This window comes from Streptococcus oralis, assembly GCF_019929345.1.
Taxonomy (GTDB): domain Bacteria; phylum Bacillota; class Bacilli; order Lactobacillales; family Streptococcaceae; genus Streptococcus.
This window is the reverse complement of record NZ_JAHZPJ010000007.1, coordinates 67448-94073: the sequence shown is the minus strand read 5'-3', so window position 1 is coordinate 94073 and position 26626 is coordinate 67448. Positions and strand designations below refer to the sequence as shown.

Annotated in this window: 23 protein-coding genes and 1 pseudogene; 18 read left to right on the top strand and 6 right to left on the bottom strand. The window is 41.8% G+C overall.

The features are described 5' to 3' along the window. Positions 1-96: 96 nt before the first annotated feature. Positions 97-1107 carry a YeiH family protein gene (locus K1I97_RS06200; protein WP_223331848.1) on the bottom strand — a complete coding sequence of 337 codons (1011 nt, stop codon included), beginning with the start codon at positions 1105-1107 and terminating at the stop codon, positions 97-99. A 149-nt stretch (positions 1108-1256) separates the two neighbouring features. Between K1I97_RS06200 and K1I97_RS06195 the strand changes: the two genes are divergently transcribed. From K1I97_RS06195 to purB, 18 genes and pseudogenes are all read left to right on the top strand, one after another. Beyond that, positions 1257-2426, top strand: a complete 1170-nt coding sequence (locus tag K1I97_RS06195; RefSeq protein ID WP_223331849.1) for a pyridoxal phosphate-dependent aminotransferase — start codon at positions 1257-1259, stop codon at positions 2424-2426. Beyond that, positions 2423-3193, top strand: a complete 771-nt coding sequence (gene recO / locus K1I97_RS06190; RefSeq protein ID WP_061421729.1) for a DNA repair protein RecO — start codon at positions 2423-2425, stop codon at positions 3191-3193. The genes K1I97_RS06195 and recO overlap by 4 nt, the downstream gene beginning before the upstream one ends. Further along, the gene (gene plsX / locus K1I97_RS06185; protein WP_223331850.1) at positions 3190-4182 is read left to right on the top strand and encodes a phosphate acyltransferase PlsX; all 993 of its coding nucleotides are present in this window, start codon (positions 3190-3192) and stop codon (positions 4180-4182) included. Before recO ends, plsX begins: the two co-directional genes overlap by 4 nt. Positions 4183-4186: 4 nt before the next feature. After that, positions 4187-4423 carry an acyl carrier protein gene (locus tag K1I97_RS06180; RefSeq protein WP_125450545.1) on the top strand — a complete coding sequence of 79 codons (237 nt, stop codon included), beginning with the start codon at positions 4187-4189 and terminating at the stop codon, positions 4421-4423. Positions 4424-4903: 480 nt separating this feature from the next. Next, the gene (purC, locus tag K1I97_RS06175; protein ID WP_223331851.1) at positions 4904-5611 is read left to right on the top strand and encodes a phosphoribosylaminoimidazolesuccinocarboxamide synthase; all 708 of its coding nucleotides are present in this window, start codon (positions 4904-4906) and stop codon (positions 5609-5611) included. A gap of 56 nt (positions 5612-5667) precedes the next feature. Beyond that, positions 5668-9393, top strand: a complete 3726-nt coding sequence (locus K1I97_RS06170; RefSeq protein ID WP_223331852.1) for a phosphoribosylformylglycinamidine synthase — start codon at positions 5668-5670, stop codon at positions 9391-9393. Between the two features lie 93 nt (positions 9394-9486). After that, positions 9487-10929: an amidophosphoribosyltransferase gene (gene purF / locus K1I97_RS06165; RefSeq protein ID WP_223331853.1), complete on the top strand. Its 1443-nt coding sequence runs from the start codon at positions 9487-9489 to the stop codon at positions 10927-10929. 38 nt (positions 10930-10967) lie between these two features. After that, positions 10968-11990, top strand: coding sequence for a phosphoribosylformylglycinamidine cyclo-ligase (gene purM / locus K1I97_RS06160; RefSeq protein ID WP_223331854.1), 1023 nt, complete (start codon positions 10968-10970; stop codon positions 11988-11990). Continuing rightward, the gene (gene purN / locus K1I97_RS06155) at positions 11987-12538 is read left to right on the top strand and encodes a phosphoribosylglycinamide formyltransferase (RefSeq protein WP_223331855.1); all 552 of its coding nucleotides are present in this window, start codon (positions 11987-11989) and stop codon (positions 12536-12538) included. Before purM ends, purN begins: the two co-directional genes overlap by 4 nt. A 3-nt stretch (positions 12539-12541) precedes the next feature. Beyond that, on the top strand, positions 12542-12961 hold the full coding sequence (locus tag K1I97_RS06150) for a hypothetical protein (protein WP_223331856.1): 420 nt from the start codon (positions 12542-12544) through the stop codon (positions 12959-12961). A 12-nt stretch (positions 12962-12973) separates the two neighbouring features. Continuing rightward, positions 12974-14521 carry a bifunctional phosphoribosylaminoimidazolecarboxamide formyltransferase/IMP cyclohydrolase gene (gene purH / locus K1I97_RS06145; protein WP_223331857.1) on the top strand — a complete coding sequence of 516 codons (1548 nt, stop codon included), beginning with the start codon at positions 12974-12976 and terminating at the stop codon, positions 14519-14521. A gap of 121 nt (positions 14522-14642) precedes the next feature. After that, entirely contained in the window at positions 14643-15905 is a 1263-nt protein-coding gene (purD, locus tag K1I97_RS06140; RefSeq protein WP_223331858.1) for a phosphoribosylamine--glycine ligase, read from the top strand. A gap of 192 nt (positions 15906-16097) precedes the next feature. Beyond that, positions 16098-16586 carry a 5-(carboxyamino)imidazole ribonucleotide mutase gene (gene purE / locus K1I97_RS06135; protein WP_223331859.1) on the top strand — a complete coding sequence of 163 codons (489 nt, stop codon included), beginning with the start codon at positions 16098-16100 and terminating at the stop codon, positions 16584-16586. After that, positions 16573-17664 carry a 5-(carboxyamino)imidazole ribonucleotide synthase gene (gene purK, locus K1I97_RS06130; RefSeq protein WP_223331860.1) on the top strand — a complete coding sequence of 364 codons (1092 nt, stop codon included), beginning with the start codon at positions 16573-16575 and terminating at the stop codon, positions 17662-17664. The genes purE and purK overlap by 14 nt, the downstream gene beginning before the upstream one ends. Before the next feature lie 309 nt (positions 17665-17973). Beyond that, positions 17974-18370, top strand: a pseudogene (locus K1I97_RS06125) (SRPBCC family protein). Positions 18371-18410: 40 nt separating this feature from the next. Continuing rightward, positions 18411-19202, top strand: coding sequence for a DUF6710 family protein (locus K1I97_RS06120; RefSeq protein ID WP_223331861.1), 792 nt, complete (start codon positions 18411-18413; stop codon positions 19200-19202). Positions 19203-19557: 355 nt separating this feature from the next. Next, positions 19558-21120 carry a nuclease-related domain-containing protein gene (locus tag K1I97_RS06115; RefSeq protein WP_223331862.1) on the top strand — a complete coding sequence of 521 codons (1563 nt, stop codon included), beginning with the start codon at positions 19558-19560 and terminating at the stop codon, positions 21118-21120. Then, a complete protein-coding gene (purB, locus tag K1I97_RS06110) occupies positions 21074-22369 on the top strand; it encodes an adenylosuccinate lyase (RefSeq protein WP_223331863.1) in 1296 nt (431 codons plus the stop codon). Before K1I97_RS06115 ends, purB begins: the two co-directional genes overlap by 47 nt. Before the next feature lie 44 nt (positions 22370-22413). Here the strand turns inward: purB and K1I97_RS06105 are convergent, their stop codons facing one another. The 5 genes from K1I97_RS06105 to K1I97_RS06085 all read right to left on the bottom strand — a co-directional run bounded on the left by K1I97_RS06105 (position 22414) and on the right by K1I97_RS06085 (position 26619). After that, positions 22414-22980, bottom strand: coding sequence for an NAD(P)H-dependent oxidoreductase (locus K1I97_RS06105; protein WP_223331864.1), 567 nt, complete (start codon positions 22978-22980; stop codon positions 22414-22416). Next, positions 22977-23573: a TetR/AcrR family transcriptional regulator gene (locus tag K1I97_RS06100; RefSeq protein WP_223331865.1), complete on the bottom strand. Its 597-nt coding sequence runs from the start codon at positions 23571-23573 to the stop codon at positions 22977-22979. Before K1I97_RS06100 ends, K1I97_RS06105 begins: the two co-directional genes overlap by 4 nt. A 274-nt stretch (positions 23574-23847) precedes the next feature. After that, positions 23848-25113, bottom strand: coding sequence for a tyrosine-type recombinase/integrase (locus K1I97_RS06095; protein ID WP_000031528.1), 1266 nt, complete (start codon positions 25111-25113; stop codon positions 23848-23850). A gap of 122 nt (positions 25114-25235) precedes the next feature. After that, positions 25236-25493: a helix-turn-helix transcriptional regulator gene (locus K1I97_RS06090; protein ID WP_000380366.1), complete on the bottom strand. Its 258-nt coding sequence runs from the start codon at positions 25491-25493 to the stop codon at positions 25236-25238. A 13-nt stretch (positions 25494-25506) separates the two neighbouring features. Then, the gene (locus K1I97_RS06085; RefSeq protein WP_000721541.1) at positions 25507-26619 is read right to left on the bottom strand and encodes a CHAP domain-containing protein; all 1113 of its coding nucleotides are present in this window, start codon (positions 26617-26619) and stop codon (positions 25507-25509) included. Positions 26620-26626 lie beyond the last annotated feature (7 nt).

Sequence of the window (26626 nt, the reverse complement as noted above, 5' to 3'; positions counted from 1 at the left end):
ATCTTCATAACTCAATTTCATAATAAAACACCCCAAAAGTTAGATTTTTTCTGTCTAACTTTTGGGGTGCAGTTCACCAGTAGGCTGCTTTTTATATTATAAAGTACCAATTAATGCTTGCATACCAAGACTGGTGAGGATGATGGCAATCCAGCAAAGAGCTCCGAGGACAATAGATTTGCCACTGGATTTGATCATAGCGATAAGATTGGTTTTGAGACCGATGGCGCTCATGGCCATGATAATGAGGAATTTGGATAGTTGTTTGAGAGGGGTGAAGAAGCTGCTAGACACACCAAGAGAGGTAAGAAGAGTCGTTAAGAGAGAGGCTAGTATGAAATAAAAGATGAAAAGTGGGAAGACCTTTTTTAGTTGGAAATCTTGGCTGTTTTTTTGCTGGCGACTTTGCCAGTAGGAGAGAAAGAGAGTGATGGGAATGATGGCTAAGGTGCGCGTGAGTTTAACAATGGTTGCAGACTCAAGGGTATTGGTCTGGTAAAGACTGTCCCAGGAGCTGGCGGTGGCCGTTACAGAAGAAGTATCATTGACCGCAGTTCCTGCAAAGAGGGCGAAGCCGTCATTGGATAGATGAAGCCAGGTTCCTAGAGTTGGAAAGATGAGCGCAGCCAAGACATTGAAGAAAAAGATAACGGAAATGGCTTGGGCTACTTCTTTTTCCTTGGCATGGATAACGGGTGCTGTCGCCGCAATAGCAGAGCCACCACAGATAGAAGAACCTACTCCAATCAAGGTAGCCAGTTTTGTGTCCAGTGCAAAGAAGCGCTGGAAGAGATAGGCAACAATCAAAGCTATTGAAATGGTGGAGAGGATAACAGGGAGCGAAGATTGCCCTACCGCGAAGACTTGCGAGATATTGAGTCCAAAACCGAGCAAAATAACGGCATATTGGAGCAATTTTTTAGAACTAAAGGTCAAGCCAGCATCCAGTTGTTTGTGGGGTGATAGAAAAGGGTGAAGGAGCATCCCTATAAAGATAGCAAAGACAGGTGCTCCGATGACAGGAAAGAATCCTCCTAGGTACCAAGACACGATAGAAATGACAAGGCAGGCTAAGATTCCTGCCCCATTTTTTGATAAAAATGACATATAAACCTCCGAAGATAAGCACTTATTATTATAGTCCTGTCGAGAAGAAAAGTAAAACAGAAAGTGAAAAATGCGGGTTTCAGATGGATTTTGCGGTCAGGGAGCTTTTGTAGTATAATAGAAATACGTTTTGAAAGTAGGAGGTATCTATGGACTTAACTAAGCGCTTTAATAAACAGTTAGACAAGATTCAAGTTTCCTTGATTCGCCAGTTTGACCAGGCTATTTCAGAGATTCCTGGAGTTCTGCGTTTGACCTTGGGGGAACCTGATTTTACAACGCCAGATCATGTCAAGGAGGCAGCCAAGCGAGCCATTGACCAGAACCAATCCTACTATACAGGGATGAGTGGTCTGCTGACTTTACGTCAGGCAGCCAGTGACTTTGTTAAGGAAAAGTACCAACTGGACTATGCTCCTGAAAATGAAATATTGGTTACAATTGGGGCGACAGAGGCTTTATCTGCTACTTTGACGGCTATTTTGGAAGAGGGAGACAAGGTACTCTTGCCAGCCCCTGCCTATCCAGGATATGAGCCGATTGTCAATCTAGTTGGGGCAGAGATTGTCGAGATTGATACAACTGAAAATGGTTTTGTCTTGACCCCTGAAATGTTGGAAAAGGCTATTTTGGAGCAAGGGGACAAGCTCAAAGCAGTTATTCTCAACTATCCAGCTAATCCGACAGGAATTACCTATAGTCGAGAGCAGTTGGAAGCTTTGGCAGACGTTTTACGCAAGTATGAGATTTTCGTTGTCTGTGATGAGGTTTACTCAGAATTGACCTACACAGGCGAAACCCATGTATCTCTGGGAACTATGTTGAGAGATCAGGCTATTATCATCAATGGCTTATCTAAGTCTCATGCTATGACTGGTTGGCGTTTAGGTTTTATCTTTGCTCCTGCAGCTTTCACAGCTCAGTTAATCAAGAGTCACCAATATTTGGTTACTGCTGCAAATACCATGGCTCAACATGCTGCGGTGGAGGCCTTAACAGCTGGTAAAAGCGATGCAGAGCCTATGAAGAAGGAATACATCCAGCGTCGAGATTATATTATCGAGAAAATGACTGCTCTTGGTTTTGAAATTATCAAACCAGACGGTGCCTTCTATATCTTTGCCAAGATTCCAGTAGGTTACAATCAAGACTCCTTTGCCTTTCTCAAGGATTTTGCCCAGAAGAAGGCTGTTGCTTTTATCCCTGGTGCTGCCTTTGGGCGTTACGGAGAAGGCTATGTTCGTCTGTCTTATGCAGCCAGCATGGAAACGATCAGAGAGGCCATGAAACGACTTGAGGAGTACATGAGAGAAGCATGATTCAGTCTATCACGAGTCAAGGCTTGGTACTCTACAATCGTAACTTTCGGGAGGATGATAAGCTAGTCAAGATCTTCACCGAGCAGGCTGGGAAGCGCATGTTTTTTGTGAAACACGCTGGTCAATCTAAACTAGCTCCTGTTATTCAGCCCTTGGTACTAGCTCGTTTTCTCCTGCGAATCAATGATGACGGACTCAGTTACATTGAGGACTATCATGAGGTCATGACCTTTCCCAAGATCAATAGTGACCTCTTTGTCATGGCTTATGCGACTTATGTTGCGGCTCTTGCAGATGCTAGTTTGCAGGATAATCAGCAGGATGCTCCCTTGTTTGCCTTCTTGAGAAAGACTCTAGAGTTGATGGAAGAGGGCTTGGATTATCAAGTTTTGACCAATATTTTTGAAATTCAAATCTTGACCCGATTTGGAATCAGCCTCAATTTTAATGAGTGTGTCTTTTGCCATCGGGTAGGTCAGGCCTTTGACTTTTCTTTCAAATATGGAGCCTGCCTCTGTCCAGACCATTATCATGAGGACGAGAAACGTTGCCATCTGAATCCCAACATCCCCTATCTGCTCAATCAATTTCAAGCCATTGATTTTGAGACCTTGGAAACCATTTCGCTCAAGCCTGAAATCAAGCAAGACTTGCGCAAGTTTATGGATCAGATCTACGAAGAGTACGTCGGGATTCACCTAAAATCAAAGAAATTTATTGATTCCCTAGCAGACTGGGGACAATTACTAAAAGAGGAAGACAAATGAAAAAAATCGCAGTAGATGCTATGGGGGGCGATTACGCACCTCAAGCCATCGTTGAGGGTGTCAATCAAGCCCTTGCTGACTTTTCAGATATTGAGATTCAACTTTATGGAGATGAAGCTAAAATCAAGCAATATCTAACAGCTATAGATCGTGTCAGCATCATCCATACAGATGAGAAAATTGACTCAGACGATGAGCCGACAAAGGCTATCCGTAAGAAGAAAAATGCCAGCATGGTATTAGCAGCTAAGGCAGTCAAAGAGGAAGAAGCAGACGCTGTCCTCTCAGCTGGCAACACAGGTGCCTTGTTGGCTGCAGGATTCTTCATCGTGGGTCGTATCAAGAATATCGACCGTCCTGGACTTATGTCGACCTTGCCGACCATTGATGGCAAAGGCTTTGACATGCTAGATCTCGGTGCCAATGCAGAAAACACAGCCCAGCACCTCCACCAATACGCTGTTCTCGGCTCCTTTTATGCTAAAAATGTTCGTGGGATTGCAAAACCACGTGTTGGTTTGCTCAATAACGGAACAGAAAGTAGCAAGGGAGATCCGCTTCGTAAGGAAACTTACGACTTGCTAGTAGCTGATGAAAGTTTGAACTTTATCGGAAACGTGGAAGCGCGTGACCTGATGGAGGGAGTGGCTGATGTAGTAGTAACAGATGGTTTCACGGGAAACGCAGTGCTCAAGTCCATTGAAGGGACAGCCATGGGGATCATGGGCTTGCTCAAAAACGCCATTACAGGTGGCGGTCTGCGAGCGAAACTAGGTGCTCTTCTCCTTAAGGATAGTTTGAAAGGTTTGAAAAAACAGCTCAACTATTCAGATGTTGGAGGAGCAGTCTTGTTTGGTGTCAAAGCACCTGTTGTTAAGACTCATGGATCAAGTGATGCCAAGGCTGTGTACAGTACGATTCGCCAGATTCGTACCATGCTAGAAACAGACGTAGTTGCTCAAACTGCGCGTGAATTTTCAGGAGAATAAAAAGATGACAGAAAAAGAAATTTTTGACCGTATTGTAACCATTATCCAAGAACGACAGGGAGAGGACTTTGTCGTGACAGAAGCTTTGAGTTTGAAAGACGACCTTGATGCAGACTCAGTGGACTTGATGGAGTTCGTCTTGACGTTAGAAGATGAATTTGGTATCGAAATCAGTGATGAGGAAATTGACCAACTTCAAAGTGTGGCAGATGTGGTAGCGATTATTAAAGGTAAGATATAACCAAAATCAACATGCAAGTCATGTTGTTTTTTTGTTTGCAGAAAAAAGAGAAACTTTTAGTAAAAATTACGAATAAAGAGATGAGAAAGAAAAAGGAGGAATGTTTATGTACATGCCAATCTTGTATCCATGGTTAATCAAGTGGTTTTTAAAATAAAAATGAATGAACTGTTCGTTTTCGAATTGTTTTTCGAATGGATAAGTGAGAAGAAAAGGAAGAGGAGAAATGATTTCAGTTATTTTTCCAATCTGGATTTTAAAATGGTTTAAAATCTAGAAGTCGTAAAACAAAAAAATAAAAATAAAGATTAATATTCGTGTTTTTCAGAGGAAAAATGCTTTTAAAACTGTAAGGAGAGCTCATCTTGCAGTTTTTCTTTACGCTAAAAAAAGGAAAATGTTATTTATTCGTAAAAATCTTGAATTTTTCGTGCTTTTGTGGTAGAATGTGCTCAAGTAATACGAAAGGCGAACTTTAAAATGTCAAAACAATTGATCTATTCGGGAAAAGCTAAAGATATCTATACAACTGAGGATGAAAATCTTATTATTTCAACTTACAAGGATCAGGCAACTGCCTTCAATGGTGTCAAGAAGGAGCAGATTGCGGGCAAGGGAGTGTTAAATAATCAGATTTCATCTTTTATTTTTGAGAAATTAAATGCGGCTGGTGTGGCGACTCACTTTGTTGAGAAACTTTCAGACACGGAACAACTTAATAAAAAGGTTGAGATTATTCCTTTGGAAGTTGTGCTTCGCAACTATACAGCTGGTTCCTTTTCAAAACGTTTTGGCGTGGAAGAGGGCATCGCTTTGGAAACTCCGATTGTCGAATTTTACTATAAAAACGATGATTTGGATGATCCTTTTATCAATGACGAGCATGTGAAGTTCCTAAAGATTGCGGATGATCAGCAGATTGCTTACTTGAAGGAAGAAACGCGTCGTATCAATGAACTCTTGAAAGCCTGGTTTGCTGAGATTGGACTTAAGTTGATTGACTTTAAGCTAGAGTTCGGTTTTGACAAGGATGGCAAGATTATCTTGGCAGACGAATTCTCACCAGACAACTGCCGTTTGTGGGATGCGGATGGCAACCACATGGACAAGGATGTTTTCCGCCGTGGCTTGGGTGAATTGACAGACGTTTACGAAGTTGTTTGGGAAAAGTTGCAGGGGTTGAAATAACAACCTAAAGGCTGTTTGGGAATATTGCAAGAGCTGAAATAAAGGAATAAGAATTGATGAATAAACGTATTTTTGTTGAGAAAAAGGCTGATTTTCAGGTCAAGTCAGAGAGTTTGGTAAGAGAACTCCAACACAACTTGGGGCTTTCAACTTTGAAAAGTATTCGCATCGTGCAGGTTTATGATGTCTTTGATTTGGCAGAGGACTTGTTTGAGCCTGCAGAGAAACACATCTTCTCTGAGCAGGTGACAGACCATGTCTTGGATGAAGCGGCTGTGCAGGCTGATCTTGCCAATTATGCTTTTTTTGCTATTGAAAGCCTGCCGGGGCAGTTTGACCAGCGTGCAGCTTCTTCACAGGAAGCCTTGCTCTTGCTTGGTAGTTCAAGTGATGTAACGGTCAACACAGCTCAACTTTACTTAGTTAATAAAGATATTGATGCGACTGAGCTAGAAGCGGTCAAGAACTACCTGCTCAATCCAGTGGATTCTCGTTTCAAGGATATCACGACAGGGATTGCCAAGCAGGAATTTTCAGAGTCAGACAAGACCATTCCAAAATTGACTTTCTTTGAAAGCTATAAAGCAGAAGACTTTGCCCGCTACAAGGCTGAGCAAGGGATGGCCATGGAAGTGGATGATTTGCTCTTTATCCAAGACTACTTCAAGTCAATTGGGCGCGTGCCGACGGAAACAGAACTCAAGGTTTTAGACACTTACTGGTCTGACCACTGCCGTCACACGACTTTTGAGACAGAGTTGAAAAATATTGACTTCTCAGCTTCTAAATTCCAAAAGCAATTGCAGGCGACTTATAACAAGTATGTGGCCATGCGTGAGGAGTTGGGGCGCTCTGAAAAACCGCAAACCTTGATGGATATGGCGACTATTTTCGGTCGTTATGAGCGTGCTAATGGACGTTTGGACGATATGGAAGTGTCTGACGAGATCAATGCATGCTCGGTTGAAATCGAAGTGGATGTTGATGGTGTCAAGGAACCTTGGCTCCTTATGTTCAAAAACGAAACCCACAACCACCCAACGGAAATTGAGCCATTTGGTGGGGCGGCTACTTGTATCGGTGGCGCCATTCGTGACCCGTTGTCAGGGCGTTCATACGTTTACCAAGCTATGCGTATCTCAGGTGCTGGAGATATTACAACGCCAATCGCTGAAACACGTGCTGGTAAATTGCCACAACAAGTTATTTCTAAAACCGCGGCTCATGGTTATTCTTCATATGGGAACCAAATTGGCCTTGCGACGACCTACGTTCGTGAATACTTCCACCCAGGTTTCGTTGCTAAACGTATGGAGCTTGGTGCCGTTGTCGGTGCTGCTCCCAAGGGCAATGTTGTCCGTGAAAAACCGGAAGCGGGAGATGTCATTATCCTGCTCGGTGGTAAGACTGGACGTGATGGTGTCGGTGGTGCGACTGGTTCTTCTAAGGTTCAAACAGTTGAGTCTGTAGAGACTGCTGGAGCTGAGGTTCAAAAAGGGAATGCTATCGAAGAACGCAAGATTCAGCGCCTCTTCCGTAATGGCGATGTCACTCGTCTTATCAAGAAATCCAACGACTTTGGTGCGGGTGGTGTCTGTGTGGCCATCGGTGAATTGGCAGACGGTCTTGAAATCGACCTCAATAAGGTTCCTCTTAAATACCAAGGCTTGAATGGTACCGAAATTGCCATCTCTGAATCTCAAGAACGGATGGCAGTTGTGGTTCGTCCTGAAGATGTAGATGCCTTCGTTGCCGCATGTAACCAAGAAAATATTGATGCTGTTGTCGTAGCGACAGTCACTGAAAAACCAAATCTAGTCATGCACTGGAATGGTGAAACGATTGTTGACTTGGAACGCTGTTTCCTTGATACCAACGGTGTGCGTGTCGTTGTCGATGCCAAGGTGGTGGACAAGGATGTCAAGCTCCCAGAAGAGCGCAAGACGAGTGTTGAAACACTGGAAACAGATACTCTTGCGGTTCTATCTGACCTCAACCATGCGAGTCAAAAAGGCTTGCAGACCATCTTTGACTGTTCGGTCGGTCGTTCTACGGTCAACCACCCACTTGGTGGTCGCTACCAACTCACACCAACTGAGGCTTCTGTGCAAAAATTGCCAGTTCAACACGGTGTGACAACAACAGCCTCTGTTATGGCACAAGGATTTAACCCTTATCTAGCAGAATGGTCTCCATACCATGGTGCTGCCTATGCAGTTATCGAAGCAACTGCTCGTTTGGTGGCTGCTGGTGCTAACTGGTCTAAGGCTCGTTTCTCTTACCAAGAGTACTTCGAGCGTATGGACAAGCAAGCGGAGCGTTTTGGTCAACCAGTAGCAGCTCTTCTAGGCTCTATCGAAGCACAAATCCAACTTGGTTTGCCATCTATCGGTGGTAAGGACTCTATGTCTGGTACCTTTGAAGAATTGACGGTGCCACCAACCCTGGTTGCTTTTGGGGTGACAACAGCAGATAGCCGTAAGGTCCTTTCTCCAGAATTTAAGGATGCTGGTGAAAATATCTACTACATCCCAGGTCAAGCCCTTTCTGTTAATATTGACTTTGACTTAATTAAGAAAAACTTTGCTCAGTTTGAAGCCCTTCAAAAGGCTCACAAAGTGACATCTACTTCAGCTGTCAAATATGGTGGTGTCCTTGAAAGTTTAGCTCTTGCTACTTTTGGAAATCATATCGGTGCAGAGGTAATCTTGCCTGAACTTGAAAGTTCTTTGACAGCTCAATTAGGCGGATTTGTCTTCACATCTCCTGAAGAAATCGCTGGGGTGGAGAAGATCGGTCAAACGAAAGCAGACTTTACACTTCTTGTCAACGGTGTGAAGCTAGATGGACACAAGCTTGACAGTGCCTTCCAAGGGACATTGGAAGCAGTCTATCCTACTGAATTTGCCCAAGCAAAAGAACTGAAAGAAGTACCTGCTATGGCATCAGATGCTGTGATTAAAGCCAAAGAAACAGTTGAGGCACCAGTGGTTTACATCCCAGTATTCCCAGGAACCAACTCAGAATATGACTCAGCAAAAGCCTTCGAAAAAGAAGGTGCAGAGGTCAACTTGGTGCCATTTGTGACCTTGAATGAAGAAGCCATTGTCAAGTCAGTTGAAACCATGGTTGACAACATCAGCAAGGCTAACATTCTCTTCTTTGCAGGTGGCTTCTCAGCTGCGGACGAGCCAGATGGTTCAGCTAAGTTTATCGTCAACATCCTTCTCAATGAAAAAGTGCGTGCTGCTATTGACAGCTTTATCGCTCGTGGTGGTCTGATTATCGGTATCTGTAATGGATTCCAGGCTCTCGTAAAATCAGGCCTTCTTCCATACGGGAACTTTGAAGATGCCAGCAGTACCAGCCCAACTCTCTTCTACAATGATGCTAACCAGCACGTGGCTAAGATGGTGGAAACCCGTATTGCAAATACCAACTCACCATGGCTTGCTGGAGTGAAAGTTGGTGATATCCACGCTATTCCTGTATCGCACGGAGAAGGGAAATTTGTCGTGACGGCTGAGGAATTCGCTGAACTCCGTGACAATGGCCAAATTTTTAGCCAATACGTAGACTTCGACGGAAAACCAAGCATGGACTCTAAGTACAATCCGAATGGTTCTGTAAATGCTATCGAGGGGATTACCAGCAAGAACGGTCAAATCATCGGTAAAATGGGACACTCAGAACGTTATGAAGACGGTCTCTTCCAAAACATCCCAGGAAATAAAGACCAGCACCTGTTCGCATCGGCGGTTAAATACTTTACTGGAAAATAAGATTTGCGGTTTTTCCGATAGACAATATCTGTAATGTAAAAGCCATGTAGATCTAGCTCTTGGTGTTACACAAATAAAAATTAGGTATAAAAAATGACATATGAAGTAAAATCTCTTAATGAAGAATGTGGCGTTTTTGGTATCTGGGGACATCCAGATGCTGCTAAATTGACCTATTTTGGGCTCCACAGTCTTCAGCACCGTGGTCAGGAGGGGGCAGGTATCCTCTCCAATGACCAAGGAAAATTGAAGCGCCATCGTGATATGGGGCTGTTATCAGAAGTCTTCAGAGAACCTGCTAATTTGGATAAATTGACAGGGACTGGAGCGATTGGACACGTGCGTTATGCGACTGCGGGAGAAGCTTCTGTAGACAATATCCAACCTTTTCTTTTCCGCTTTCATGATATGCAGTTTGGCTTGGCTCATAATGGAAATCTGACCAATGCAGAATCTCTCAAGCAAGAATTAGAACAAAGAGGCGCGATTTTCAGCGCGACTTCGGACTCGGAAATCTTGGCTCACTTGATTCGCCGTAGTCACAATCCTAGCTTGATGGGCAAAATCAAGGAAGCACTTAGTCTTGTCAAAGGTGGCTTTGCTTATATCTTGCTGTTTGAGGACAAGTTGATTGCTGCGCTTGACCCTAATGGTTTCCGTCCGCTTTCTATCGGAAAAATGGCTAATGGAGCGGTAGTCGTTTCCTCTGAAACTTGTGCCTTTGAAGTAATCGGTGCGGAGTGGATTCGCGATGTGAAACCAGGCGAGATTGTCATTATTGATGACAATGGCATCCAGTATGATAGCTATACGAATGATACTCAGCTCGCGATTTGCTCTATGGAGTATATCTATTTTGCCCGTCCTGACTCCAATATCCATGGAGTCAATGTCCATACGGCACGGAAACGTATGGGTGCCCAATTAGCGCGTGAATTTAAGCATGAGGCGGATATCGTAGTCGGTGTGCCCAACTCGTCACTCAGCGCAGCCATGGGCTTTGCGGAAGAATCAGGACTGCCAAATGAGATGGGTCTTATCAAGAACCAATACACCCAACGTACCTTTATCCAACCGACTCAAGAATTGCGAGAGCAAGGTGTGCGGATGAAGCTATCAGCCGTTTCGGGTGTTGTTAAAGGCAAACGTGTGGTTATGGTGGATGATTCCATTGTCCGCGGGACAACCTCTCGCCGTATCGTTCAGCTTTTGAAAGAAGCAGGTGCGGCTGAGGTTCACGTTGCGATTGGTAGCCCTGCCCTAGCGTATCCATGTTTCTACGGGATTGATATCCAGACGCGTCAGGAGCTGATTGCTGCCAATCATACGGTTGAAGAAACCTGCCAAATCATTGGTGCGGATAGCTTGACCTATCTTTCAATTGATGGCTTGATTAACTCTATCGGGATTGAAACAGATGCACCGAATGGTGGTCTCTGTGTCGCTTACTTTGACGGTGACTACCCAACTCCTCTCTATGATTACGAAGAAGACTATCGTAAAAGTTTGGAAGAAAAGACCAGTTTTTACAAATAGATGGATAAAGACTCTCCATGAAAGGAAAGGAAGAGAAGATGACAAATAAAAATGCTTATGCGCAATCTGGTGTGGATGTTGAAGCGGGTTATGAAGTTGTTGAGCGGATCAAAAAGCACGTGGCTCGTACGGAGCGTGCGGGTGTCATGGGAGCTCTTGGTGGCTTTGGTGGCATGTTTGACCTCTCAAAAACAGGTGTTAAAGAGCCCGTATTGATCTCAGGGACTGACGGTGTCGGAACCAAGCTCATGCTGGCCATCAAGTATGACAAGCATGACACGATTGGGCAGGACTGTGTGGCTATGTGTGTCAATGATATCATCGCTGCTGGTGCGGAGCCCCTCTATTTCCTCGACTATGTCGCAACTGGGAAGAATGAGCCGGCTAAGCTAGAACAAGTCGTTGCTGGTGTGGCAGAAGGTTGTGTGCAGGCAGGTGCTGCCCTCATCGGTGGGGAAACAGCTGAAATGCCTGGTATGTATGGCGCAGATGACTACGACTTGGCTGGTTTTGCGGTCGGTGTAGCTGAAAAATCTCAAATTATTGACGGCTCAAAGGTGGCAGAAGGCGATGTTCTTCTCGGACTTGCTTCGAGTGGGATTCACTCCAATGGTTACTCACTCGTGCGTCGTGTTTTTGCCGACTATACAGGTGAGGAAGTCTTGCCAGAATTGGAAGGCAAGAAACTCAAGGAGGTTCTTCTTGAGCCGACTCGTATCTATGTCAAGGCTGTTTTGCCGCTCATCAAGGAAGAGTTGGTCAACGGTATTGCTCACATCACAGGTGGTGGCTTTATCGAAAATGTCCCTCGTATGTTTGCTGATGACTTGGCTGCAGAGATTGAGGAAAGCAAAGTTCCAGTGCTTCCGATTTTCAAAGCTCTTGAAAAATACGGTGAAATCAAACACGAGGAAATGTTTGAAATCTTCAATATGGGTGTGGGACTCATGCTGGCAGTTAGCCCTGAAAATGTAGGTCGTGTCAAAGAATTGCTGGATGAACCAGTCTATGAAATTGGTCGCATCGTCAAGAAAGAAAACGAAAGTGTCATCATCAAATGAAAAAAATAGCGGTTTTTGCCTCTGGTAATGGCTCAAATTTTCAGGTGATTGCCGAAGAATTTCCAGTGGAGTTTGTCTTTTCAGACCATCGTGATGCCTATGTGCTTGAGCGTGCAGACAAGCTCGGCGTTCTGTCCTATGCTTTTGAACTCAAGGAGTTTGAGAGCAAGGCAGACTATGAAGCAGCCCTTGTCGAACTCTTGGAAGAGCACCAGATTGACTTGGTTTGCCTAGCAGGCTATATGAAAATCGTTGGGCCAACTTTGCTCGCTGCTTACGAGGGTCGGATCATTAACATTCATCCAGCCTACCTGCCAGAATTTCCGGGAGCTCATGGGATTGAGGACGCTTGGAATGCTGGTGTTGCTGAGAGCGGCGTGACTATTCACTGGGTGGACTCTGGTGTGGATACAGGCAAGGTTATCAAACAAGTGCGTGTGCCACGGCTATCTGATGATACCATCGAAAGCTTTGAAGCTAGGATTCATGAAGCGGAGTACAAGTTGTATCCGGAAGTGTTGGATAGTTTGGGAGTGGAGAGGTTATAGGTAATGAGCAAAGATAGCAAGAATGCAATGAGGTATATAATTTACTTTTTTATTTTAATGTCTGTATGTGTATTATGGATTGGTTATCCTAATGCACCTTTTAAAGATTTTATATTGGAAAATATTTTAGCTCCTCTATTTATTGTTTTTTTTACTTTATCGTGGACAAGATTTAGAACGGGAAAAGATTTCAGAGATAAATTTGATTATTTCATTGTCGCATGCTTAATGTTTATTTTAGCGATGTGGATGATTGGGCAGACGTACCAAAACTTAAATTCAAAAGAAGCTTTTTGGAATGTAGATAAAATCATATTAAATAATGTCGACAAGATACTGACTTTATTTCTTATTCCTCTGGTGGTTGGTTTTTTTACTGATCGTTTTGTTTTTAAGTTAGAAAAATTAGAACATAGTAAATAATAAGGAGAAAACATGACGAAACGCGCCTTAATCAGCGTCTCAGACAAAGCGGGCATTGTTGAATTTGCCCAAGAACTCAAAAAACTCGGATGGAATATCATCTCGACAGGTGGAACCAAGGTTACCCTTGATACTGCTGGGGTGGACACGATTGCCATCGATGATGTGACTGGTTTTCCAGAAATGATGGACGGTCGTGTCAAGACCCTCCATCCAAATATACACGGCGGACTTTTGGCTCGTCGTGACTTGGACAGCCACTTGGAAGCGGCTAAAGATAATAAGATTGAATTGATTGACCTTGTGGTGGTCAATCTCTATCCTTTCAAGGAAACCATTCTCAAACCAGATGTGACTTACGCCGATGCAGTCGAAAACATCGATATCGGTGGGCCGTCTATGCTTCGTTCAGCAGCTAAAAATCATGCCAGCGTAACAGTTGTGGTAGATCCTGCAGACTATGAAGTGGTGCTTAACGAATTGTCAGCCAACGGGAAAACGACTTATGAAACGCGTCAACGTTTGGCAGCCAAGGTTTTCCGTCATACAGCAGCTTATGATGCCTTGATTGCAGAATATTTCACAGCTCAAGTGGGTGAAGAAAAGCCTGAAAAGTTGACCTTGACCTATGACCTCAAACAAGCTATGCGCTATGGGGAAAATCCTCAACAAGACGCGGACTTCTACCAAAAAGCTTTGCCGACAGATTACTCCATTGCTTCAGCCAAACAGCTTAACGGTAAGGAATTGTCATTCAATAACATCCGTGATGCGGATGCTGCCATTCGTATTATCCGTGACTTCAAAGACCGTCCAACCGTTGTGGCTCTCAAACACATGAACCCATGTGGAATTGGTCAGGCAGATGATATCGAAACTGCTTGGGACTATGCCTATGAGTCAGACCCAGTGTCTATCTTCGGTGGGATTGTCGTTCTTAACCGTGAGGTGGATGCTGCGACAGCTGAGAAGATGCATGGCGTTTTCCTTGAAATCATCATTGCGCCAAGCTATACAGATGAAGCGCTAGCCATTTTGACCAACAAAAAGAAAAACTTGCGCATTCTTGCCTTGCCATTTGATGCTCAAGACGCTAGCGAAGTGGAAGCAGAATACACAGGTGTGGTTGGTGGACTTCTTGTGCAAAACCAAGACGTGGTCAAAGAAAGCCCAGCTGACTGGCAAGTGGTGACCAAACGCCAGCCAACTGAGACAGAAGCGACAGCTCTTGAGTTTGCTTGGAAAGCTATTAAATACGTCAAATCAAACGGTATCATCGTAACCAACGACCACATGACACTCGGTGTTGGTCCAGGGCAAACCAACCGTGTGGCTTCAGTCCGTATTGCCATTGACCAAGCCAAAGACCGTCTGGACGGCGCTGTTCTTGCTTCGGATGCCTTCTTCCCATTTGCCGATAACGTGGAAGAAATCGCCAAAGCAGGTATCAAGGCCATCATCCAGCCAGGAGGCTCAGTCCGTGACCAAGAGTCAATCGAAGCCGCGGATAAATATGGCTTGACCATGGTCTTCACAGGCGTGAGACATTTTAGGCATTAAAAAAACAAAAGGGAAGAAAACAGTTTCTTTCCTTTTTTTGATTAAAAGGCAGAACGAAACAAGATTAAAACGAACGTTTGTGGTATAATATTAGTAAATAATTCGCAAAAGAGGTTGAGAGATGAAGCTGTTAGTTGTTGGTTCAGGTGGTCGTGAACATGCGATTGCTAAGAAGTTGCTTGAATCAAAAGACATTGAAAAAGTCTTTGTAGCTCCAGGAAATGACGGAATGACTCTGGATGGGCTGGAATTGGTAAATATCTCTATTTCCGAACATTCTAAATTGATTGAGTTTGCAAAAGCCAACGATATCGCTTGGACCTTTATCGGTCCGGATGATGCCCTTGCTGCTGGGATTGTCGATGATTTTAACAAAGCAGGACTTAAGGCTTTTGGTCCGACAAGATTGGCAGCGGAGCTGGAGTGGTCCAAGGATTTTGCTAAGGAAATCATGGTCAAATACGGCGTTCCGACAGCAGCCTATGGCACATTTTCTGACTTTGAGAAGGCCAAGGCTTATATCAAGGAGAAAGGCGCTCCTATCGTTGTCAAGGCGGATGGCTTGGCACTTGGTAAGGGCGTTGTCGTTGCCGAGACAGTCGAGCAAGCGGTAGAAGCCGCTCATGAGATGCTCTTGGATAATAAATTCGGTGATTCTGGTGCGCGTGTGGTTATTGAGGAATTCCTTGACGGGGAGGAGTTCTCTCTCTTTGCCTTTGTCAATGGGGACAAGTTCTACATCATGCCAACGGCTCAGGATCACAAACGTGCTTACGATGGTGACAAGGGCCCTAACACTGGTGGGATGGGTGCCTATGCGCCAGTTCCTCACTTGCCACAGAGTGTGATTGATACGGCGGTTGACACCGTTGTCAAGCCTGTCCTTGAGGGCATGATCCAAGAAGGGCGTCCTTATCTGGGCCTCCTTTACGCAGGGCTTATCCTGACAGCAGATGGTCCTAAAGTCATCGAGTTCAACGCTCGGTTCGGAGATCCAGAAACTCAGATTATTTTGCCTCGTTTGACATCTGACTTTGCACAAAATATCACGGATATTCTCGATGGCAAGCAGCCAAACATCACTTGGACGGACAAGGGTGTGACTCTGGGTGTGGTTGTCGCATCAAAGGGCTACCCGCTAGATTATGCAAAGGGTGTCAAGTTGCCATCAAAAACCGAGGGCAACATCATCACCTACTATGCCGGTGCTAAGTTTGCGGAAAATAGCAGAGCACTGCTATCAAACGGCGGACGTGTCTATATGCTCGTCACCACAGCTGATACCGTTAAAGAAGCCCAAGACACTATCTACAGCGAACTCAACAAACAAAATACAGAAGGTCTCTTCTACCGAACCGATATCGGAAGCAAGGCAATTAAGTAAAGATATAAGAATAATGCGACGAAGTCGCCAAATACGATAATGGTCGCCGTGGTGAAAGGACCAGAACAGTGAATGTTCTGGTCGGGGGAAACTTTGAGACCCTAGGCTCAAAGTTTAGGAATGAAACCGAAGGTTTGCTTCCGTCCCTACCACCTAAGACCATTATCAAAAAAGGAAGAAAAAGGATTAAAAATGAAACCAGTAATTTCCATCATCATGGGCTCAAAATCCGACTGGGCAACCATGCAAAAAACCGCCGAAGTCCTTGACCGCTTCGGTGTAGCTTACGAAAAGAGGGTTGTCTCTGCCCACCGTACACCAGACCTCATGTTTAGACATGCCGAAGAAGCCCGTAGTCGTGGTATCAAGGTCATCATCGCAGGTGCTGGTGGTGCCGCCCATTTGCCAGGTATGGTTGCTGCTAAAACCATCCTTCCGGTTATCGGTGTACCCGTCAAGTCTCGTGCCCTTAGTGGCGTGGACTCGCTCTACTCTATCGTACAGATGCCGGGCGGTGTGCCTGTTGCGACAATGGCTATCGGTGAGGCAGGTGCGACCAACGCAGCCCTCTTTGCCCTCCGTCTCCTGTCAGTAGAGGATCAGAGTATCGCGACAGCTTTGGCAGATTTTGCAGAAGAACAAGGAAAAATCGCAGAGGAGTCTACAAATGAGCTCATCTAAAACAATCGGAATTATCGGTGGCGGCCAGCTTGGTCAGATGATGGCCATTTCTGCTATCTACATGGGGCACAAGGTTATCGCGCTGGATCCTGCGACGGATTGCCCGGCCTCTCGCGTTGCGGAAATCATCGTGGCCCCTTATAACGATGTGGATGCATTGCGTCAGTTGGCGGACCGTTGTGATGTTCTTACCTATGAATTTGAAAATGTCGATGCTGATGGTTTGGATGCTGTTATCAAGGATGGTCAGCTCCCTCAAGGGACAGATCTGCTCCGCATCTCTCAAAATCGCATTTTTGAAAAGGACTTTCTCTCAAACAAGGCACAAGTCACTGTGGCACCCTACAAGGTTGTGACTTCAAGCCAAGACTTGGCAGATATTGACCTATCGAAAAACTATGTCCTCAAGACTGCGACTGGTGGCTACGATGGGCATGGACAAAAGGTCATTCGCTCGGAAGCAGATTTGGAAGAAGCCCATGCACTAGCCGACTCAGCAGACTGCGTCTTGGAAGAATTCGTCAACTTTGACCTTGAAATTTCTGTCATCGTATCAGGAAATGGTAAGGATGTGACGGTTTTCCCAGTTCAGGAAAATATCCACCGCAACAACATCCTGTCTAAGACCATTGTCCCAGCCCGCATTTCTGAGAGTCTAGCGGCTAAGGCCAAAGCCATGGCTGTGAGAATCGCAGAACAGCTTAACTTGTCTGGAACCCTTTGTGTAGAAATGTTTGCGACGGCTGATGATATTATCGTCAATGAGATTGCCCCACGCCCACACAACTCAGGTCACTATTCAATCGAAGCCTGCGATTTCTCCCAGTTTGATACCCATATCTTGGGTGTTCTGGGAGCACCATTACCAGACATCAAATTGCATGCCCCAGCCGTCATGCTCAATGTCCTCGGCCAGCATGTCGAGGCCGCTGAAAAATATGTCACAGAAAATCCAAGCGCCCACCTTCACCTGTATGGTAAAATAGAAGCGAAGCACAACCGCAAAATGGGACATGTGACTTTGTTTAGTGATGAGCCGGATAGTGTGGAAGAGTTTGGGGAAGGGATTGATTTTTAGGTGAAAATAACAATTTTAGGGCTTGAGGTACTGATTCCATACAAAGCTGGTAATTTCTTTGGTTAACCTCATCCAGTCACTGTGCTTTGCTTTAGTAGATGATCTCGTATTTATTAAAGTGCTAGATATTGCTTCCACAATAATGGTTATAGTGTTTATATTTGCAATTGCTTATGGAATGTGGGATATATCAATGAAAAAAGAGCTCAGGATTCCATTCATGTAGCAACTGGCGTATGTACCACATCTATGTTGATTTAGTATCAAACTATTCGTAAAAAATAGTGTTGATAATTAAGAGTAGGAATAGTGGTAAAATCTAATAGGAAAGCGAGTTTTCCCTGGTCTATTGATAAAGTTTGGGAATGTGTGACTGATTTATCAAATCAAACTTGGAGAAGTGATCTTGGTCGGTTTGAAAAAATAGATGACAGTCACTTTATTGAATATACTAAAAATAGTATCCAGACAAATTTTAAGGTAAAAAAGGTTGACTTACATAAGCGCTGGGAACTTGAGTTTGAAAATAAAAATCTCCAAGGAACTTGGCTAGGACGATTTGATTATAAGGATGGACAAACGGTTCTGGATTTTACAGAAGATATTACTGTTAAAAATATCCTACTGACATCATTTGCTTGGTTCTATTTAAAAAACAAAAAAACAGTATTTCCTTGATTTGGGAAAAGCACTACAAACTAGATAATGAGAAGTAAACGGAGATTTATAGTATCTAGGAGAAAATAATGTTAAATTTCTTAAGAAAATTATTTAGCAGTATACAAGAATCAAAAAGTGTGATTGATTATAAAGGTTATAAAAATAAATTTACAAACTATATGAATATGGTTGAAGACTGTAGTAAAAATGAAGACAGAGTGAGAACAGCTCAAAATCTGTTGATGGTTGTGGTTGAGTATCTAAATTTTGATGAGGCTATTCAAGCAGTTGAAACTAATCATGAAGCACAAGATAATTCTTTGATTGAAGAAATTTATAACAAAATTGTATACGAAATAGATTTAACTATTAATGAAATTATCTGCCGAAGCATACATCCGGATGATGCGAAGTATTATAAAAACAAAACAATTCGAGAGCAAGGGCCGATTGAAATAATGGTGAAGGAGTTGCCTATTTTGTTAAATCCATGGAATTCGAACAGAATAATAAGTAATCTCGATACAATAAATAATCAAAATCCTTTTGATGGGGATCGCTACAGTTACAATATAGAGAATCACTATGTATATCCAATGGATATTGCGATTTGTAATGGAGCTAATCATTCGCAGTTTGCGGCAAGAATGATTAATAAAGGAAATACTGTTATTAAAGAAGTGAGGGATTATTCTGTTCTATATGATCATGTTTACTTTGATGGAAAAGATTATAGAAATAAAGAAGGTCATTTAATTATTAGCTTAGATTATAATAAAAAAGTAATTTTCTATTCAGGGGTTATTTTTGAGTTGGGGCGGTTTTTGCTTGACGCTGATTATCATAGATTTGAAGAGACGAGGAAGACTGCTTTATGACTTTAGCTTTTTAATAACAAACTTACTACAATGAAGTAAGTATTTATTAATAGTGTATGGTTGCAATTCAAATAAATATCAATAAACTTGCACAAAAAGAGAGTTGTAAGTACTGGAGAAATAGAATTTTATAGTTAAGTATAAGAGGCTCATTGATCAGTATTTGTATTGTTATAGGAGAATCTGCACTTGTTATTGAATATCGTTTTCAAAAGTATATTGTATTATTTATTATTAGCTATAGAAGTGGATGTTTTAAGTGAAATACAGTAAGTGTTATGAGTTAGTGAAAATTTTTTATAGAAGCATTGTAAAGATATTTGAAAACTTTAAAAGAAGGATTAGGAGTTAAAAAATGTATCCTAAAAGTCTAGAGGACATAGAGAAAGAGATATACCAACTTAGTAATATTGATGATATTCTGAATTATATTTTAAAGTACTATAATATTTATTATTCAATAAATAAATTAAATACTGTGATGAATTTAGCTATTATTCAAAGAAAGCGAGAATCAAATTCACAATTTTCACTGAAACTTATGGTTCAGTTATATGTATATATATTATTGAAGTATAACGGCGAGTCAAAGAAGGATGTAGTTACTTCAGATGAAATTGAAATTTTCTTTTTATTCATAAATGCCCTTCAAAATAATATATCTAATAACCAAGTGGAACAGTCAATACAAGATAGAAGGAGCGATAGTTTACAAAGTTATTTAAGCTACCATTTTGATTTTCGAAAAGAACTTTGGGAGTATTATGAAATATGTAGGATGTTTGATAATGAAGCAAGAAAACAATATAGATTTTCAATTTACGAAAATTTTGACAAGTTATTATATATAATCTGTAATGTTAAATCTCGCCTAGATGGATTAGTGTGTAGTTGTAGCCAATTTTCAGATAGAGAGTTGGATGAAATCTTTGGGGATATTGATTATAGTAAATTATTTATGACTGCTTCAAAAAATATGGAAGTAAGATATTTGACCTCTTCTATACAAATATTAGGGGGTTCTATTGGGATTAAAAGGAATTTGACATATTTTTTACCTGCATCAGAACATATTCTATCTAGTATTGAACAAAAACTAATTTCTTCTTCAAACAATAAAGGAGACATATTAGAGAAGGAATTAAAAACTATTTTGGAAAATTATTTTGATGTTGATAATGTTTATCAATCTTTATATTTAAAAACTAGTAAAAAAGAAGAACAAGATTTCATTGTTATTTCAGGTAACAATATCCTATTAATAGAATGCAAGGCTAGGGGATTTAAAGAGATTCCGTTTAATAAAAAAATGTCAGAGGAGCGTCGCCAGCAGCTGTTTAAAAAAGTGGTATTGGCAGCTTCTGAACAAGCTGAGAGAGCTAAACAATATATCCTTAATAATGAAATTGCAATATTCACTGATAAAAAGGGAAGTACTGAGCGACTTAGAATTGAAAATATAAAATCTAAAAAAATATATAAGGTAGTCGTAACATTAGATGATTACTATAAATTATCTGAAATGGCAATAGATTATTTTAAAGATAGGAATAGAAATGATTTGATTGACACATGGATTGTAAATTATTTTGATTTCCAAAAGATAATCTGGGATAGTGGAATAGAGAAGATATTTGATTATATATCTTATAGGACATCTGGAATTGAAACTATACGTTCTATTCAAGCTAGTGAGATAGCACAGTATGGATATTATATCAGTCCTAACTATAACTTTATCCCACCTAATGGTTACAATATTGAAGTTAACATAATGGGACGATTTGAAAATTGGTCACTACCTTTCGAAGAAAGTAAAAATGAACTTGTTTTAAACAACACTATATTTAAATATCAAAAGGAGAAACAACATGATCAACCGTTACTCTCGCCCAGAGATGGCGAATATTTGGAGTGAAGAAAATAAATACCGTGCTTGGCTTGAAGTGGAAATCTTGGCGGACGAAGCATGGGCTGAATTGGGAGAAATCCCTAAGGAAGATGTGGCTTTGATTCGCGAAAAGGCGGACTTTGACATCGACCGTATTTTGGAGATTGAGCAGGAGACGCGCCACGATGTGGTGGCTTTCACGCGTGCAGTTTCTGAGACTCTTGGTGAAGAGCGCAAGTGGGTTCACTATGGTTTGACTTCTACCGACGTGGTGGATACTGCCTACGGTTATCTTTACAAGCAGGCCAACGACATCATCCGTCGTGACCTTGAAAACTTCACCAACATCATCGCTGATAAGGCTAAGGAGCACAAGTTCACCATCATGATGGGGCGTACCCACGGTGTGCATGCGGAACCTACAACCTTTGGTCTTAAATTGGCGACTTGGTATAGCGAAATGAAGCGCAACATCGAGCGTTTCGAGCATGCGGCTGCTGGTGTTGAAGCTGGTAAAATCTCTGGTGCGGTTGGGAACTTTGCCAATATCCCACCGTTTGTAGAGCAATACGTCTGTGACAAACTGGGTATCCGTGCTCAAGAAATTTCTACACAAGTCCTTCCTCGTGACCTTCACGCTGAGTACTTTGCAGTTCTTGCTAGCATCGCGACTTCCATCGAGCGTATGGCGACTGAGATTCGTGGTCTTCAAAAATCGGAACAACGCGAAGTGGAAGAGTTCTTTGCTAAAGGGCAAAAAGGTTCATCAGCAATGCCTCACAAACGCAACCCTATCGGTTCTGAAAATATGACAGGTCTGGCGCGTGTTATCCGTGGTCACATGGTGACGGCCTATGAGAACGTCGCTCTCTGGCACGAACGCGACATTTCTCACTCATCAGCTGAACGTATCATCACACCGGATACGACCATTCTGATTGACTACATGCTCAACCGCTTTGGAAATATCGTCAAGAACTTGACGGTATTCCCAGAAAACATGATCCGCAACATGAATTCTACTTTTGGTCTTATCTTTAGCCAACGTGCTATGTTGACCTTGATCGAGAAGGGAATGACCCGTGAGCAAGCCTATGATTTGGTGCAACCAAAAACAGCCTACTCTTGGGACAACCAAGTAGACTTTAAACCGCTTCTCGAAGCAGATCCAGAAGTGACATCACGCCTGACTCAAGAGGAAATCGATGAAATCTTCAACCCTGCATACTACACTAAGCGCGTAGATGACATCTTCAAGCGCGTGGGCTTGGACTAAAGATAAAAACAGGCACTTCGTAAGAAGCGTCTGTTTTCTTTATCTTAAATTTGACCGGCCAGTTGTCCGATTTTCTTGAGTATTTCTTGTCGTTGTTGGTCTGTTTTTTGTTCTACTCCGTTGAGCTCTGTCAGTTTGACTGGACTAATACCACAAAGTTTCAGGACTTGATTTTTAAGTACCTTACCGTAATCTTGGACAAAAGGCAGGGCAAAACCTGGAGTATTATGGCTGACGATAATCCAACCGGACTTGCCTTGCAGATGGCCTTGCATGCCGATTTTCTTATAAGAGTAGGCGAAATCAGCCACAAAGACACGATCAATAAAGCCTTTGAGAATAGCAGGCATACCGCTCCACCAGATCGGGAAAATGAAAATCAGATGGTCTGCCCAAGTAATCAAATCTCGGTAGCTGGCCATTTCGGGGTCTTTGTACAGGTCACGGCGCCTATGTTCTTGGTCAAAGCGCAAGATAGGATCAAAATTTTCAGCATACAAGTCCAAGGTTTTCACCTCGTGCTTTTTAGAAAGATTGCTTTGAACCTCTTGGAGAATAGCAGCATTGAAGCCAGTTGAGCTGGGGTGAGTATAAATAATCAAGATTTTCATGATCGTTCTCCTTTGATATAAATGTCAAGCATGTGCTCGATCGTGCTTTGGATAGCTTGAGGATCTAGGTCTTGTCCGATAGGACTGTTGGTCAGAACGGCTAGACCTGTGATAAAGCTCCAAAAGTGAAAAAGGCTTTCTGCTTCGCTATTGCTAAAATTTTCCTCCTTGCGAAGCTTTAAAACAAGCTCCTTAAATTTATCAAATCCAGGCAAGTCAGACTCCAAGAGAATGGTGTTCTGCGTCACCTTCATATATTTAAAAGGGAATTTGATAAAGAGAGCTTCGAAAAAATGAGGGTAAGTCTTGGCAAAAATAATGAAATTAAGTCCAAGCTGGGTCAGTTGCTCACGCGCAGAAGTTGTCGCATCAATGCTTTGATTGATTTCCTGATTGAGAAACAGCGAAAGCTGGGTCAAAACCACCTTGAGGTAGCCTTCCTTGCTCTCAAAATGGCGGTAAGGGCTACCGTGAGTCACACCACAAGCCTTAGCAACAGTCCTGAGCGAGAGCTGTTCAATTCCGTGCTTTCCTATCTCCTCAATCCCTATTTGAATGAGCTGTTCTTTTAACTGGGCAGTATTGCGTTTCATTTATCCCCCCTAAAAGTATACGCTGTCTACTTATTTATCTTTAGTATATGATATCTACCTTATATTGTCAAATCAATAGTTATAATAAATGATGAAAAATACTGTTTTCAATTTGATAAAATTAAAAAAGCCCTTGAAATGTTGATTTCATAGGCTTTCTGTATGTTATATTATTTAACCTCTGTAAAAATATAATATTACGCCTGTGAAGCTTATTATACCAGACTTTAAGACTATTTATGGAAAAAAGGTAGTGAAAAAGGTAGTGATGAAATTAAGTTTTTAGTTCCTCTAGTTTATTTTGGAAAATTTCAACAGCTTCAAATTTTTTCTTAGGCGCTAACTCTGCGTAAGTATCCATCGTAGTAGTAATTGACTTATGCCCCATCCTGTGTTGTAACTCTTTCCAATTAGCACCTGAATTTAACATCATTGAAGCATGTGTATGTCGGAAGAGATGAAAACCATAGTCTGGTAGTCCTAAAGCTGATAAACGTTTTTTTAGTGTTGCTCTTTCATTCCTATCACACATATAATTTCCATAAATTGTTGGGAAGATGAGTGTAGAACTAGATAGATCATGTTTTTTAAAGTATCTTTCCATTTCTTCATGGAAATTTTTAAGTTCTTCAATAATAGAAGATGGAACTGCAACTTTGCGATTTCCAGCATCTGTTTTAGGTGTTGGTTTGCATATCATTTGTCCTTTTATACCGAGTTTCCGATTTGCGCTTTTCCACATAAGAGTTTTATTTACTATTATTTCATTTGTGTCAAAATCTAAATCAGTGATTTCTAATGCAAGCAGTTCATTAATGCGTAGTGCTGATGCTAAAAGTGCATTGCAAATAACTTTGAACCGCCTATTTGCTCTTGTATTTGGTAAGGTTTCAAGATAGGACAACCATTGTTTTAAATCGTCATCGTGAAGTACCATAACACGCTGTTTATTAGCCTTAGGTTTGGGTGGAATTTTGATTGTTTTAGCAGGATTGTTAGCTAATCCACAATTCGTAATTCCAAAATCAAAAATATCACTAACCTTATGAGCAATGGCTCCAAAGTCCTTTGCACTACCCTTTTTTGCTCGTTTCACACCAGAATCAACTGATTTTTTTGCTCTTCTAGCTAGCTTGTTTACCCAAAGTTGAACATCAGCAGGCTCAATTTGATCAGGTTTGTAATCTCCAAACTGAGGAATAATGTAGGTATCAAGATAGCCACGCACTCGATTAATAGTATTTTGTGATGATACCCAAGTTTTGAAATTTGAAAACCATACCTCAGCTAGATTTTCAAAGTTGTCAATTGAGATTGTTTCTTTTATTGTTGAGCCAGATTTTTCAAATTGAATTTTAGTTTCAATAATTTTTCTATCGAGGCTTTTCAATGTTTTAGCAGTGATTGTTTTTGTGATTCTTTTTCCAGTTTTGACATCAGTCCCAATGTAAACACCTTTTATTGAATAACTGATATCTCCGTTTTTTTTGGTGACCTTAGTTACCCTTTTATTATTGTGTCGTATAATTTCTTTACTCATATAGCCTCTTTGATTTGTTAATTTAAAAGGCTAAAATAAGACCTTCATTTTTTAAAAGATGATTTTATTTTAGCATATTTTAGAAGAATAAACTCAAATATAGAGATTATTTGGATTATATTCTAATTAGTCAAAAATTTTAGAATATCATCACGTTTATAATATACTGTGCGAGTTCCTTCTATTGGAGGTTCCAGACGAGGTAGTCCTTTTCGCTCCCAGCTTTTTAGTGTGTTTGGAGAAATACTAAGTTCTTTGAGAACCTCTTTTTGTGTCATGATTTCTAATTGATTTATTTCTGCCTTCTTATCAAGAAGATTCACTAGTAGTTGCAATAGATTTTCAATTTTGTCCAGTTTAACTTGTTGAAGTGTATCCATATTCTTCTCCTTTCTATTTTCCAATTACATAAGTAAATTGTTTTGCTGTCTCTGCATCAAAAGTTCTATAAGAAACGATTCCAAGCCCCTTATAGTTACTTTCAGAGATTAAAATGGAACCATCTGATTTGACTTGTTCCACAAAGGCTACGTGTCCATATACTGGGTCTGCGCCAGCTTGACTCGATGAGAAGGATAAGGCAGAGTGTTCGGTTGGTGTATTTGTAGTTGTATAACCTGGTTTTTCCATCCATTGATTACCATTCCCCATATAAGGGTCAAAGCTGACACCAACTTCTTTTCCACGGTTATAGACAAACCAAGTACATTGTCCCCATGGATAAGAACTTGCGATATAGTTAGTAGTATCAATAGCTTGGGTAAGACTGTAGCCTTCTGGAATATCGCTTGAAGTAACACCGCCACCGTCTCTTGTTTTGCCTGTAGTTGGTTTAGGTGCTTTTGGAGTTCCTCCGTTTTCATCAATGTAAGTATCCAGTTTTTGCATAGTTTCCGCTCTTCTTTTTCCTGAACCAGAAGTGTCTGTAAAGTAGACTCCTCCATCAACGGCGGTATTCAAAGTGCCAGAAGCTAACTTCTTTGCCTTGTCGTCTTGGATTTTGAAGGTTTGATTTTTATTACCAATGATAGTTTGTTGGGTAAGAGCGACTACGGCAACCTCATCATTGAAGTTATTGGCATTTTCAGGATTAGAGTCAAAAGCTCCATATCCAAACATATTGGATCCTGGATTTGTCGCAACCCCAGCAGTTCCTAGTGAACTTTCATTCAATGCAATCGCAAGTATCGCTCTAACATCCAGATTTGACTTGGCTTCCCACTCTAGCAATTTTGTCCCATTGATGCGACTTGAATCATAGTTGATTCCTAGAGTTTTTAAGAAACCATCTAATTGTGAAGCCTTGATTCCGTAGCGATGAACCAATAAATTATGGGTGTAAGCGTCCCCGTTTGACCAGTGTTCAGAATAGGTAACTCCATTTTGATTGCTGGAATTTCCCCCAATGGAACCGCCAGCCATGGCAGAGGTAAGAATGAGAATAACAAGAATCGGCATGAGCAGAGGGAGGAGACCAAGGATGAGAAACCATTTGATTTTTTTCATAAACCCT

Coding starts and splice junctions, on each gene's coding strand:
- K1I97_RS06200 (WP_223331848.1), bottom strand. CDS start 1,107: ATGTCATTTTTATCAAAAAATGGGGCAGGAATCTTAGCCTGCCTTGTC.
- K1I97_RS06195 (WP_223331849.1), top strand. CDS start 1,257: ATGGACTTAACTAAGCGCTTTAATAAACAGTTAGACAAGATTCAAGTT.
- recO (WP_061421729.1), top strand. CDS start 2,423: ATGATTCAGTCTATCACGAGTCAAGGCTTGGTACTCTACAATCGTAAC.
- plsX (WP_223331850.1), top strand. CDS start 3,190: ATGAAAAAAATCGCAGTAGATGCTATGGGGGGCGATTACGCACCTCAA.
- K1I97_RS06180 (WP_125450545.1), top strand. CDS start 4,187: ATGACAGAAAAAGAAATTTTTGACCGTATTGTAACCATTATCCAAGAA.
- purC (WP_223331851.1), top strand. CDS start 4,904: ATGTCAAAACAATTGATCTATTCGGGAAAAGCTAAAGATATCTATACA.
- K1I97_RS06170 (WP_223331852.1), top strand. CDS start 5,668: ATGAATAAACGTATTTTTGTTGAGAAAAAGGCTGATTTTCAGGTCAAG.
- purF (WP_223331853.1), top strand. CDS start 9,487: ATGACATATGAAGTAAAATCTCTTAATGAAGAATGTGGCGTTTTTGGT.
- purM (WP_223331854.1), top strand. CDS start 10,968: ATGACAAATAAAAATGCTTATGCGCAATCTGGTGTGGATGTTGAAGCG.
- purN (WP_223331855.1), top strand. CDS start 11,987: ATGAAAAAAATAGCGGTTTTTGCCTCTGGTAATGGCTCAAATTTTCAG.
- K1I97_RS06150 (WP_223331856.1), top strand. CDS start 12,542: ATGAGCAAAGATAGCAAGAATGCAATGAGGTATATAATTTACTTTTTT.
- purH (WP_223331857.1), top strand. CDS start 12,974: ATGACGAAACGCGCCTTAATCAGCGTCTCAGACAAAGCGGGCATTGTT.
- purD (WP_223331858.1), top strand. CDS start 14,643: ATGAAGCTGTTAGTTGTTGGTTCAGGTGGTCGTGAACATGCGATTGCT.
- purE (WP_223331859.1), top strand. CDS start 16,098: ATGAAACCAGTAATTTCCATCATCATGGGCTCAAAATCCGACTGGGCA.
- purK (WP_223331860.1), top strand. CDS start 16,573: ATGAGCTCATCTAAAACAATCGGAATTATCGGTGGCGGCCAGCTTGGT.
- K1I97_RS06120 (WP_223331861.1), top strand. CDS start 18,411: ATGTTAAATTTCTTAAGAAAATTATTTAGCAGTATACAAGAATCAAAA.
- K1I97_RS06115 (WP_223331862.1), top strand. CDS start 19,558: ATGTATCCTAAAAGTCTAGAGGACATAGAGAAAGAGATATACCAACTT.
- purB (WP_223331863.1), top strand. CDS start 21,074: ATGATCAACCGTTACTCTCGCCCAGAGATGGCGAATATTTGGAGTGAA.
- K1I97_RS06105 (WP_223331864.1), bottom strand. CDS start 22,980: ATGAAAATCTTGATTATTTATACTCACCCCAGCTCAACTGGCTTCAAT.
- K1I97_RS06100 (WP_223331865.1), bottom strand. CDS start 23,573: ATGAAACGCAATACTGCCCAGTTAAAAGAACAGCTCATTCAAATAGGG.
- K1I97_RS06095 (WP_000031528.1), bottom strand. CDS start 25,113: ATGAGTAAAGAAATTATACGACACAATAATAAAAGGGTAACTAAGGTC.
- K1I97_RS06090 (WP_000380366.1), bottom strand. CDS start 25,493: ATGGATACACTTCAACAAGTTAAACTGGACAAAATTGAAAATCTATTG.
- K1I97_RS06085 (WP_000721541.1), bottom strand. CDS start 26,619: ATGAAAAAAATCAAATGGTTTCTCATCCTTGGTCTCCTCCCTCTGCTC.